12 protein-coding genes and 1 tRNA gene are annotated in these 11,130 nt (G+C 70.3%); 7 read left to right on the forward strand and 6 right to left on the reverse strand.

Annotated elements, in window-relative coordinates; all coding sequences use genetic code 11:
* Positions 1–33: 33 nt before the first annotated feature.
* The 5 genes from B2W79_RS07560 to B2W79_RS07580 form a co-directional block, all read right to left on the reverse strand.
* Positions 34–801 carry an HAD-IIB family hydrolase gene (locus B2W79_RS07560; RefSeq protein WP_071328876.1) on the reverse strand — a complete coding sequence of 256 codons (768 nt, stop codon included), beginning with the start codon at positions 799–801 and terminating at the stop codon, positions 34–36.
* Positions 798–1,274 (reverse strand): VanZ family protein, encoded by a 477-nt coding sequence (locus tag B2W79_RS07565; protein WP_083391731.1) that lies wholly within the window; start codon positions 1,272–1,274, stop codon positions 798–800. Before B2W79_RS07565 ends, B2W79_RS07560 begins: the two co-directional genes overlap by 4 nt.
* A 68-nt stretch (positions 1,275–1,342) precedes the next feature.
* Positions 1,343–1,419 (reverse strand) — tRNA-Pro (locus tag B2W79_RS07570).
* Between the two features lie 83 nt (positions 1,420–1,502).
* On the reverse strand, positions 1,503–2,444 hold the full coding sequence (locus B2W79_RS07575; protein WP_292788313.1) for a metallophosphoesterase: 942 nt from the start codon (positions 2,442–2,444) through the stop codon (positions 1,503–1,505).
* Positions 2,435–4,996, reverse strand: coding sequence for a transglycosylase domain-containing protein (locus tag B2W79_RS07580; RefSeq protein ID WP_071328873.1), 2,562 nt, complete (start codon positions 4,994–4,996; stop codon positions 2,435–2,437). Before B2W79_RS07580 ends, B2W79_RS07575 begins: the two co-directional genes overlap by 10 nt.
* Before the next feature lie 89 nt (positions 4,997–5,085).
* Between B2W79_RS07580 and B2W79_RS07585 the strand changes: the two genes are divergently transcribed.
* Both B2W79_RS07585 and B2W79_RS07590 read left to right on the forward strand, forming a co-directional pair.
* Positions 5,086–5,310, forward strand: coding sequence for a hypothetical protein (locus B2W79_RS07585; RefSeq protein ID WP_060921874.1), 225 nt, complete (start codon positions 5,086–5,088; stop codon positions 5,308–5,310).
* Positions 5,307–5,765: a RidA family protein gene (locus B2W79_RS07590; protein WP_071328872.1), complete on the forward strand. Its 459-nt coding sequence runs from the start codon at positions 5,307–5,309 to the stop codon at positions 5,763–5,765. Before B2W79_RS07585 ends, B2W79_RS07590 begins: the two co-directional genes overlap by 4 nt.
* Before the next feature lie 99 nt (positions 5,766–5,864).
* On the opposite strand, the gene acs is transcribed toward B2W79_RS07590, so the two are convergent.
* Positions 5,865–7,832, reverse strand: a complete 1,968-nt coding sequence (gene acs / locus B2W79_RS07595; protein WP_292788317.1) for an acetate--CoA ligase — start codon at positions 7,830–7,832, stop codon at positions 5,865–5,867.
* Between the two features lie 398 nt (positions 7,833–8,230).
* On the opposite strand from acs, the gene B2W79_RS07600 reads away from it, so the two are divergent.
* The 5 genes from B2W79_RS07600 to B2W79_RS07620 are packed head-to-tail and all read left to right on the forward strand — an operon-like array spanning position 8,231 to position 11,070.
* Positions 8,231–9,235: a TadA family conjugal transfer-associated ATPase gene (locus B2W79_RS07600; protein ID WP_292788319.1), complete on the forward strand. Its 1,005-nt coding sequence runs from the start codon at positions 8,231–8,233 to the stop codon at positions 9,233–9,235.
* Complete coding sequence (locus B2W79_RS07605) at positions 9,229–10,128, forward strand: type II secretion system F family protein (RefSeq protein ID WP_292788321.1); 900 nt, start codon at positions 9,229–9,231, stop codon at positions 10,126–10,128. Before B2W79_RS07600 ends, B2W79_RS07605 begins: the two co-directional genes overlap by 7 nt.
* 35 nt (positions 10,129–10,163) lie before the next feature.
* Positions 10,164–10,364, forward strand: coding sequence for a DUF4244 domain-containing protein (locus B2W79_RS07610; protein ID WP_414683547.1), 201 nt, complete (start codon positions 10,164–10,166; stop codon positions 10,362–10,364).
* A complete protein-coding gene (locus B2W79_RS07615) occupies positions 10,361–10,741 on the forward strand; it encodes a TadE family type IV pilus minor pilin (RefSeq protein ID WP_292788324.1) in 381 nt (126 codons plus the stop codon). The genes B2W79_RS07610 and B2W79_RS07615 overlap by 4 nt, the downstream gene beginning before the upstream one ends.
* A complete protein-coding gene (locus B2W79_RS07620) occupies positions 10,741–11,070 on the forward strand; it encodes an Rv3654c family TadE-like protein (RefSeq protein WP_071328867.1) in 330 nt (109 codons plus the stop codon). The genes B2W79_RS07615 and B2W79_RS07620 overlap by 1 nt, the downstream gene beginning before the upstream one ends.
* Positions 11,071–11,130: the final 60 nt, after the last annotated feature.

The following is an 11,130-nucleotide window of genomic DNA, read 5'->3' on the forward strand; positions in this document are numbered from 1 at the left end:
TGCAGGCGTCGTCTCGTCGTGCGGCTGTGCCCGTCAGACCCGGGTGGAGAGGGTCGGCAGCAGTTCCCGCAGACGGGCAGCCGTGTCTTCCCAGCCCTCGACGGCCACCGCTGGCACTCCGAGCGCCAGGACGGGGTAGTCGTTGCCGCCCTCGTCGAGGCGGTCGCCATAGAACAGCATCGCGGTCAGATCGATCCCGGTGTGGGTGGCGAGCTGCTGCATGCCGAACGCCTTGTCGATCCCGGCGCGGGTGATGTCGATCGAGGTCGAGCCGCCCGAGCGCACCTCGAGGCCCGGGAGCCGCGCGGCGACGGCATCGCGCAGCGCGCCGCGCTTCGAACCCGTCGGATCCCACGCATGCTTCGCGTCGCGCGGGGCCTGCTGACCGAGCGCGGAGAACGTGATCTGCGAGCCGCGATCCTCGAGGATCTCGCCCCAGGGCTCGGCCTCCCAGAGCCCGAGACGCTCGGCCTCCTCGCGCAGCGCGGTGAGGGCGGCGGTCTTCTCCTCGTCGCTCAGATCATGGGCGTACACCGCGACGAAATCGGTGCCGTCATGCCGCAGGTACCGCGTGCCGCAGGTCGGGAGCAGGTGCAGTCGGGCGAGGGCCGCCGGGTCGGCGTCGGCGAGCTGCGCCACCACCTGCGTACGGAACTGCGCCTCGTTGCCGCCGGAGATGATCGCGACGTCCACCGAACGCAGCAGCTCACCCAGGAGTGCGGCGATCTGCGGGTCGATCGTGCCCTTGGAAGGGGCAAGGGTGTCATCGAGGTCGAAGGCGACGAGAGAGGGCGAAGTCATGATGCCTCCACTGTAGGTGTTCGCGGCCGGGAGGACGGTGTGGCCGCGAGCAGCGTGCAGAATATCGCAAGGACGACGCCGATGCTCGCCCCGGTGGAATTGGCCAGCACGTCGCTCACAGTCGCGGCGCGGTGGGGGAGGGCGAGGTACTGCGCCGTCTCGATCGCCAGCGAGAGGGCCGGACCCACGAGCAGCGATAGCAGCCACGCGCGCCGGGGCACGAGCAGGAACGCGAGCACCCCGACGGGGATGAAGACGGCGACGTTCGCCAGAACCTCGAGTCGCGTGAAGTCGAGGCTCGTCCAGCCGAGACGCTGGATCGCGCGAAGGAGGAGGTCGAGCAGGTTGGGCATCGTCTGCTCCACGCGCGCGGGCGTGAGTGTGAGGAGGGCGACGCCGAGGAGGAAGGGGAGTCCGAGGGCGACGGCCCACACGCGCGTCGAACGCCGCGGCGGTGGCAGGAGCCTCCCCATGCGTTCCCCTCTCGCACGACATCCCGATACAGAGAAGGCCGCCCCTGCGGGCGGCCTACTCGTGTCACTGGTCGGGGTGACAGGATTTGAACCTGCGACCTCTTCGTCCCGAACGAAGCGCGCTACCAAGCTGCGCCACACCCCGTTTTGCAACCCTCCGAGTCTACAGCGAAATGTCTCCAGCGCCGAATCGAGCCGTCCACTCGCGTGGCGGAACCGTTCGCGGGGTCACGCGTGCGGGGTCAGCGTGAGCAGTGTCGCCTCGGGACGGCACGCGAAGCGGACGGGCGCGTAGATGGAGTGCCCGCAGCCTGCGCTGACGTTGAGGGGCACCGAACGGTCGCCATGCGTCCAGGTACTGAGTCCCTTGGCCTGCTTCAGGGGGATGTCGCAGTTGGCCACGATGGCGCCGAAACCGGGAAGACAGACCTGTCCGCCGTGGGTGTGCCCGCCGAGGATGGCGTCCGCGCCGAGGTCGACGAAGCCGTTGAGCACGCGCTGATACGGCGCATGCGTGACGCCGAGCACGGGGGTGGCGTCCGACCGGGACCCGAGTTGTTCGAGCGCCGCGGGCAGCACGTCGAGGCGCTCCCAGTCGCGATGGGCGTCGTCGACGCCGAACAGGTCGACCGCCTCGCCGCGCACCGTGAGGCGTGTCGCCGTGTTGTTCAGGTCGGCCCAGCCGAGCTCGTCCGTGAAGTAGCGGTCCATCGCGGCGGTGTCGAGCAGAGTGGGCTCGCGGTGCTTCTGCGATGGTCCGGCGAAGTACCGCAGCGGATTCCGGGGGGAGGGGCCGTTGACGTCGTTGGAGCCGTGCACGAACACTCCGGGAACACCGGCGAAGGGGGCGAACGCCCGGCGGATGCCCTGCAAGCCCTCCTCGTGCCCGAGGTTGTCGCCCGTGTTGACGATGAGGTCGGGCTTCAGATCGGCCAGGGACGCGAGCCAGTCCTGCTTCCGGTGCTGCCAGGGCGCCATGTGCGCGTCGGAGAGGTGCAGGATGCGCAGCGGCGCCGCGCCCGCCGGAAGCGCCTCCGCCGAGACCTCCCGCACCGTGAACAGGTACCGCTCGATGCCGATACCCCAGATCGCGGCGGCCGCACCGACGGCCCCCACCGCGCCGAGCGCGATGAGGGCCGGGTGCGCCGCGCGGGACGTGCCTACTTGCACGACACTCGGATCGGCGTGGCCTTCGTCGCCGCAGAGTTCGCGGCCGGGGTCGTCGCAGTCACCGTCGCGTCTTCCGCGTTACAGGAGCCTTCTCGTTCGACCGTCGTGAAGCCGGCGGCGACGAGCGCGGCGTTGGCCTCGGTCGGACTCTGCCCTGTCACATCGGGGACGGTCGCGCCGTTGCCGTTGCTGGGCGAGATCGTGATGGTGGCCCCGGCAGTGGCCTGACCGGACGGGCTCTGTTCGACGACGATGTTCGTCGCCTTGTCGCTGTCCACCGGATCGCCCACGGAGACCTGGAAACCGGCCCGCTCGAGGGTCGCGGTCGCTTCCTCGACGGTCTGGCCGACGACATCGGGCACGTCCACGCGGATCTGGCGGATGAGGTTGCCGTCCGGCTCCGGGAACCGGTCACCGCCGTAGGCCTGGTTCGCGGCGTGCTGCGCGGCGCGGGCGAGCGGGTACCGCACCTCGTTGAGGAGGTGGCTGCCGGTCCAGACGTTGAACACGTTGTCGTGGTTGCCGTTCGAGCGGCCGGCCCAGACCGCGGTCGCGACCTTGGTGCTGGACTCGATCATCATGGTCGACCACAGGTCGTGCGTACCGGTCTTGCCGATCAGCGGGGTGCCGTCGAACGGGTTGGCTCGCGAGCCTGTGCCACCGCCGGCCATGACGCCCTGCAGCGCATAGGCCGCGGTCGCCGCGACCTCCTTCGAGAGCACGCCCTCGGTGCAGGAGGCCTTGGGAAGCGGGCGCTCCTTGCCTTCGGCGTCGATCACCTTGTCGATCGCGCGGGGCGTGCAGTAGGTGCCGCCGCTGGCGACCGTCGCGTAGGCGTTGGCCATCGCGATGGGAGAGATGTTCTTCGGGCCGAGGACGTCGTAGGGGACGTTCTCCTCGGTGACCTTCTCGCCGCTGGCGAGCGTGACGCCCATCTTGTCGGCGACCTTGTTGATGTCGCAGACGTCGAGCTTGGAGGCCATTGCGAAGTAGCCGCTGTTGAGCGACTGCGCCGTGAAGGTCATCGGCGTCCCCGGATAGCCGCGGCTGCGGCCGAAGTTGCCGATCTTCGCGGTGTCCGTCGGCTGGGGGCTGCCGCAGACGGGGATCTGCAGGTTCGTCTGCACGGTCCCGTTCAGGTTCTCCCGCACGGAGTGGCCCTTCTCGAGCCAGTCGATAAGGGTGAAGAGCTTATAGGTCGAGCCCACCTGGAAGCCGCCGGAGTTGCCGTACTTCTGGTCACCGGCGAAGACGAGCGACGAGTACTGCTGGTCGGTGGTCGGGGTCTCCGAGAACTTCGTATTCTGCGTGATCGAGAGGATGCGGCCGGTGCCGACCTCGATCGAGACGCCGGCAGCACCGAAGTACTTGTTGTCGAAGTTCGCCGGGACGACGTTGGCCATCTCCTCGGCCGCCGGGTCCTGCACGCGGAAGTCGAGGGTCGTGTAGATCTTCAGGCCACCGCGGCGCAGCAGGTCGCGACGCTCCTGGATGTCCGCACCGAATGCCTCGTCGTTCTCGACGATCGACTTCACGTACTGGCAGAAGTAGGCGTTGCGACCGGCGGCGGCACAGCCCTGGGTCGGGACCTTGATGGCGGGCGTGATCGCGGCGGCCTTCGCCTCGTCGTGCTGCGCCTGGGTGATCTTGCCGTCCGTGAGCATGCGGCCGAGCACGTAGTCGCGGCGGTCCTTCGCGTCCTTGTAGCCGTCCGCCTCGGAGTTGTGCGCGACCCCGTCCTTGGTCGTGTAGGTCCCGCCCGGCTTGTCGATGCGATACGTGTTCGGGTTCTGCACGATCCCGGCGAGTGTCGCCGCCTGGCCGACGGTGAGCTTCGCCGCGGACGTGGAGAAGTAGTAGCGCGCGGCGGCCTCGATGCCGTAGACGGTGCCGCCGAAGTTCGCGATGTTCAGGTACCCGAGGAGGATGTCGTTCTTCGAGTAGTCCTTCTCGATCTGGATGGCGTAGCGCATCTCCTGGAGCTTGCGCTCGATGCCGTCCACACCGGAGGCGTTGGTGGCGTCCTGCCAGCACTGCTGCAGCTCGTCCGCGTACGTCTCGGAGGCCGTGTTGACGTTCTGCTCGCACTGCTGGATGCGGACGTTCTTCACGAACTGCTGGCTGATCGTCGAGGCGCCGCGGCTGGACGTGCCCCGCACGTTGTCGACGAGGGCCTTCACGGTCGCGCCGAGGTTGACGCCGCCGTGGGTGTAGAAGTTCTTGTCCTCACTGGAGAGGATCGCGTCGTAGAGGACGGGCGCGACCTGCTCGTAGGTGACCGGCACGCGGTTCTGCTCGTAGAACGACGCCAGCACGACCGGCTTGCCCTCGGGGTTGGTCGCGTAGATGGTCGACTGCTCCATCGGGGTGTCGACCTTGAGCACCTCGGGCAGCTCATCGAAGATCGTCAGCGCCGTGGAGCCGGCGACGCCGGTCATCGCGAGGACAGGGGTGACGCTGGCGGTGACCAGCAGACCGGCGATGGCGCTCAGTCCGACGAGCCCGACGAGACCGCCGAGCACGCCCTTCACCGTGCGGTTCTTTTGGGGCATACGCTTGATCGTAGGGGAGTTCCCTGAATACCGGCTTTGACGAGCGCGGCCCGGTCTGCCCTGGACGCGCCCCGATCGACAGGAGTGCCATGACCACGTGGGAGTATCTCACCACGCCGCTGCTGATCCACAACACCGCGGCCATCCTCAACAACTGGGGCAAGCAGGGCTGGGAGCTCGTCCAGGTGGTGCAGGGCCCCGAAGGCGGTCTGGTCGCCTACTTCAAGCGCCCCGTCACGACGGACGGCTCGGCCAACGCCGGTCTCGCCGCCGCCGCCGAGGCCTCGCGCCAGTTCGAGGGAGGCCAGGCATGAGCGTCGCCACCCGCCTCTCCGAGCTCGGCATCGAGCTGCCCGCCGTCGCCGCTCCCGTCGCCGCCTACGTGCCGGCCGTCGTGCACGGCGGACTCGTGTACACCTCGGGCCAGCTCCCGTTCGTCGACGGTGCCCTTCCGGCAACCGGGAAGGTCGGTGCGGAGGTCTCTGCGGAGGACGCCAAGGCGTTCGCCCGGACCTGCGCCCTGAACGCGCTCGCCGCGGCCGCCGATGTCGCGGGCGGTGTCGATCGGATCGCCGGTGTGGTCCGCGTCGGCGGGTTCGTCGGTTCGGCGGAGGGCTTCACCGGACAGCCCGCCGTCATCAATGGCGCGAGCGAGGTGCTCGGCGAGATCTTCGGAGAGGAAGGCCGGCACGCCCGCGCCGCGGTCGGCGTCGCGGAGCTCCCGCTCGGCAGTCCCGTCGAGGTCGAGGTCACGTTCCGCCTCGCGTAGTTCCCGTGCCCCGGCTCGCCGAGCCCCCGGGTGCACGTCGAGACCCCCTGCTGCAGACGTCTGCAGCAGGGGGTCTCGACATGAACCCGGGGGCTGGCGTTACTTGACCTGGGCGGAGATGATGCTCATCACGGCGGTGTCGGCGAGCGTCGTCGTGTCGCCGACCTCGCGACCCTCGGCCACGTCGCGGAGCAGACGCCGCATGATCTTGCCGGAGCGGGTCTTCGGCAGCTCGCCGACGATGTAGACGTCACGCGGACGGGCGATCGCGCCGATCTGCTCGCCCACCCAGAGCCGCAGCTGCTGGGCGAGTCCCGCCGGGTCGTGCGCGGAGAGGTAGCTCTCCTTGATGATCACGAACGCCACGACCGCCTGACCCGTGGTCTCGTCCGAGGCGCCGACGACGGCGGCTTCGGCCGTGGCCTCGTGCGCGACGAGCGAGGACTCGATCTCCGCGGTCGACAGGCGGTGGCCCGATACGTTCATCACGTCGTCGACGCGTCCGAGCAGCCAGAGGTCGCCGTCCTCGTCGAGCCGCGCACCGTCGCCGGCGAAGTAGTAGCCCTGCTTCTCGAACTTCTCCCAGTACGTCTCGCGGAAACGCTCCGGGTCGCCCCAGATGCCGCGCAGCATGCTCGGCCAGGGTTCGGTGATGACGAGGAGCCCGCCGTTGCCGTTGCCGACCTCGACGCCCTGCTCATCGACCACATCGATCGAGATGCCGGGCAGGGGCACCTGCGCCGAGCCGGGCTTCGTGGCGGTGATCCCGGGGAGCGCCGACACCATGATCGCGCCGGTCTCGGTCTGCCACCAGGTGTCGACGATCGGCGTCGAGCCGGCGCCGATGACCTCGCGGTACCACATCCAGGCCTCGGGGTTGATGGGCTCGCCGACCGAGCCGAGCACGCGGAGCGAGGACAGGTCGAACTTCTGGGGAACGCTGCGACCGATCTTCATGAACGAGCGGATGGCGGTCGGCGCCGTGTAGAAGATCGAGACCTTGTACTTCTCGATGAGCTCCCACCAGCGGCCGGGGTGCGGGGTGTCGGGCGTGCCTTCGTAGAGCACCTGCGTCGCGCCGTTCGCGAGAGGACCGTAGGCGACGTAGCTGTGTCCGGTGATCCAGCCGATGTCGGCGGTGCACCAGTAGACGTCGGTCTCCGGCTTCAGGTCGAAGACGTTCTTGTGCGAGTAGGCCGCCTGGGTGAGGTAGCCGCCGGAGGTGTGCAGGATGCCCTTCGGCTTCCCTGTCGTGCCCGAGGTGTACAGGATGAAGAGCGGGTTCTCGGCGGGGAACGCCAGGGCGGTGTGGTCGGCGGAGGCGGCGGGGACGACGTCGTGCCACCACAGGTCGCGGCCCTCCGTCCACTCCACCTCGTTCTCACCGCGCTTGACCACGAGCACGTGCTCGACGGTCTGCTGCTCGCCCTCGCCGCGGTCGGCCAGCGCCTGGTCGACGGCCGGCTTCAGCGCGGAGACGCGGCCCTTGCGGTACCCGCCGTCCGCGGTGATCACGAGCTTGGCGCCGGCGTCGTCGATCCGGGAGCGGAGGCTGTCCGCGCTGAACCCGCCGAAGACGACCGAGTGGATGGCGCCCACGCGCGCCACGGCGAGCATCGCGGCGATCGCCTCGGGGATCATCGGCAGATAGATCGCGACCCGGTCGCCCTGACCGATGCCGAGCTCGTCGAGCACGTTCGCGACGCGCTTGACCTCGTCCGTCAGCTCGGCATAGGTGATGCGGCGGCTGTCGCCGGGCTCACCCTCCCAGAAGAGCGCGACGCGGTCGCCGTTGCCGGCCTCGACGTGCCGGTCGAGGCAGTTGTACGCCACGTTGAGCTCCCCGTCGTCGAACCACTTGGCGAAGGGCGGGTTGCTCCAGTCGAGGACCTGCGTGAAGGGCTTGTGCCAGTGGACGAGCTCGCGTGACTGGTCGGCCCAGAAGCCCTCGCGGTCCGCGGCGGCGCGCTCGTAGAGCTCCTGCGAGGCGACGGATTTGGCGGCGAACTCCTCCGACGGCGCGAAGCGCCGGGTCTCGTCGAGAAGGTGATCGATCTGACTGCTCATCGGCAGGCGCTCCTTTGCGGCGTTCGGGTCGTGCAGGCATGGCCGCAGGGGGAGTGCGACCAGGTCAGGGTGAATCTATCCCCGCCCCTGACCCTCGAATACTGCCGAAAGTCGGTAGTCGAGTGGGTTTTGTCAGGACGGTCGCCTTGCGTACACTCGACGACAGCCGAAATCTCATTCCGGCCTTGGCGTGCCCGATTCCCCCGATCGAGAGCCGCCGTGGGCGGCATCTCATTCCCCCCGTGAGGTGCCGCCCTTTCTCATGGGAGCGCTCCCGCCTCCTCGTCCGCCGCGGTCGGCTCCTGCACCGCTGCGGGTGGCGTCTGCTTGTGCACAGGGTCCGACGGAGCACACGCCCCTCGCGGTCGACGCGCACAGCCGCGGCCTACCGTCGCCGTATGCCTGATCGATTCGTCATCCGCCCTCGCTCTTCCGGGACTCGTGCTGCATCGCGCGCTCCGCAGGAGGCGCTCCGGAGCGAGCCGGCATTCGCCCTGCTCGCGCCGTTCGTCGACGACGAGGTGACGGACGTGTTCCTGAACGGCGCGGACGCGCTGTTCGTGGATAGAGGGAGCGGGGCGGAACGCGTGCCGGACTGGCGGGCCACGGAACGTGAGGTCCGCGAGCTCGCCGTGGCGCTCGTCGCGATCGGAGGGCGACACCTCGACGATCAGACGCCGTGCGTCGATGTGCGGCTCGGCTCGGGCGTCAGGGTGCACGCCGCCCTCGCTCCGGTGTCGGCATTGGGCACAGCCGTGTCGATCCGCGTCCCTCGCGTACACGCGGCCGACCTCGATGCGCTCGCGGCGCGCGGGGCCTTCGATGCGCGGCAGAGGCGCTGGCTCGGCGTGCTCGTCCGCGACCGGGCGAACCTCCTGCTCACCGGCGGCACGGGCTCCGGCAAGACGACGCTGCTGTCGGCCCTGCTGTCGGAGGTCCCGCCCGATGAGCGCATCGTCACCATCGAAGACGTCGCGGAGCTGAGGCCGCGGCACCCGCACCATGTCGCACTGGAGGCCCGTCAGGCCAATCTCGAAGGCGCCGGCGAGATCGATCTGGCGCGATTGGTCCGTGAGTCCCTGCGCATGCGTCCGGACCGCCTCGTGGTGGGCGAGTGCCGAGGGGAGGAGGTCCGCGAGCTGCTCACCGCGCTCAACACCGGGCACGACGGTGGCGCGGGCACCCTGCACGCCAGCGGTCTGGCGGACGTGCCCGCGCGCTTGGAGGCCCTGGGCGCGCTCGCCGGCATGGACGCGGTCGCCCTCGCGCGACAGGCGGTGAGCGCCTTCACCATCGTGCTGCACCTGGAACGCACCCCGGGCGGGGCGCGACGCATCGCGAAGACCGGTCGTCTCGTGCTCGCGGGTGAGCGGCTGGCGATCGAGGAGGTCGAGCCGTGGTGACGCCCCGTGTGCCGAGGCCGGCATCGGCGGCCGGTCCGCATGTCGCCGATTCCGTCCAGACGCTCGCGGTGCTCCTGCAGGCCGGGGCGATCCCGCTCGTCGCCTGGCGGCACCTCGCGGGAACGGGAGACCCGTCTGCGACGGCGGTGCTGGAACGAACGGACGAGGGGGTGCCCCTGGTCGCGGCGATCGAGGCGCAGGGCGGCATGTGGACGGAGCTGGCGGCGGCATGGGAGGTCGCCACGACGGTCGGAGCGCCGCTGGCCGACGTGCTCCGCACCATCGCCGAGGCGCTGCGCGATGCCGCGTCGGCGGCGGACGACGTCCGGGTGGCCCTGGCCGAACCGGCGGGCACGGCGCGACTGCTGCTCTGGATGCCGCTGGCCGGTCTGCTGCTCGGCGTCGCGCTGGGCTTCGACACCCTGGGTGCCATCATCGGCAACCCCCTCGGGGGTGCGTGCGTCGTCGTCGGCCTGCTGCTGGTCGCGGTCGCCCGGCTGTGGACGAGACGACTGCTGCGCCGTGCGCGTCCCGAGCCGGGGACGCCGGGTATGACGGCGGAGCTCGTCGCGGTCGCGCTCACGGGTGGTGCACCGATCGACCGCGCCGTCGCGCTCGTCACCGAGACCGGAGTCGTCGATCCCGCCGAGCGCGACCGCGTCGGTCAGGTTCTCGAGCTCTCGCGTGCCGCTGGCGTCCCCGCCGTGGAGCTGCTGCGTGCGGCGGCGGCACAGGACCGGCATCGTGCGAGGGTCCAGGGGCGTCTTCGCGCCGCGCGCCTCTCCACGCGGCTGCTGCTTCCGCTCGGCGTCTGCACGCTCCCGGCGTTCCTCCTGCTCGGTGTGGCGCCCCTCCTGCTCAGTGTGCTCGCCTCTACACCCCTGCCGACCTGACCCTTCCGTGATCACCCAAAGAAAGAGGTATGAAGATGAACGACACCTTGCCCACCCTGAACCGGCGCCGCGCCCGGGCTCTCTTCGGAGACGACACCGGCGCAGCGACCGCCGAGTACGCCATCACCACCATGGCCGCGGTCGCCTTCGCCGGTCTGCTCGTGGCGATCATGCGCTCGGACGAGGTGCGGGGAATCCTCACGGGCCTCGTCCGTCGAGCTCTGACTGTCTCATGACGGGCGGCGTACCCGATGCCGATGCGCCCCCGGCGCACTGGCGGTGGCGTGGTGACCGTGGCGCCGTCGCGGCGGAGCTCGCCCTGGCCCTGCCGGCCATCGTGCTGGTGCTGCTGCTCGGGGCGGGTGCTCTCGTGGCGGCGTCGAGGCAGGTCGCGCTGCAGGATGCGGCCGCCGACGCCGCGCGGCTGCTCGGCCGCGGCGAGGACCCGGCGGCGGCAGCCCGGGTCGTCCACGAGGCGATCCCTGGCGCCGGTGCCGCGTTCGCCCCTGCGGGCGACCTCGTGTGCGCCACGGCGACGCTCCGGCTCTCCCTCGGAGCGGTCGTCAGCGTCCCGCTGCGCGCCTCGAGCTGTGCGCTGGACGGGGGCCGCTGATGGCGGGCTCGGCGCTCGCGGCCGCGCTCCTCGTGGTGAGCGCCACGCTGTCCGTCGGTCTTGCGGCGGTGGGCGGCGCGGCGGTCACGGCACAGCGGGCGGCGGGCGCTGCCGACGCCGCCGCGCTCGCCGCCGCGGATGCCGCGAGCGGCGCGGTGCCGACGGCGGACGAGCCGTGTGCGCTGGCCGCCAGGGTCGCCGCGGCGAGCGGGGCGGCCCTGACGAGCTGTTCGCTGCAAGGGTATGTGGCGACCGTGTCGGTGGAGGCGGCGTACGCTGGACTCGCTGCCGTCTCCCGCGCTCGTGCCGGGCCACCCGAGGAACCATGACGGCGGCTCTACCCCTCGCCCGCTGTGAACGACCCCTGATAGCGGTGTGTATGGTGTGCT

The sequence above is a fragment of the Microbacterium sp. UBA7513 genome (genome assembly GCF_002478345.1).
GTDB lineage: Bacteria > Actinomycetota > Actinomycetes > Actinomycetales > Microbacteriaceae > Microbacterium.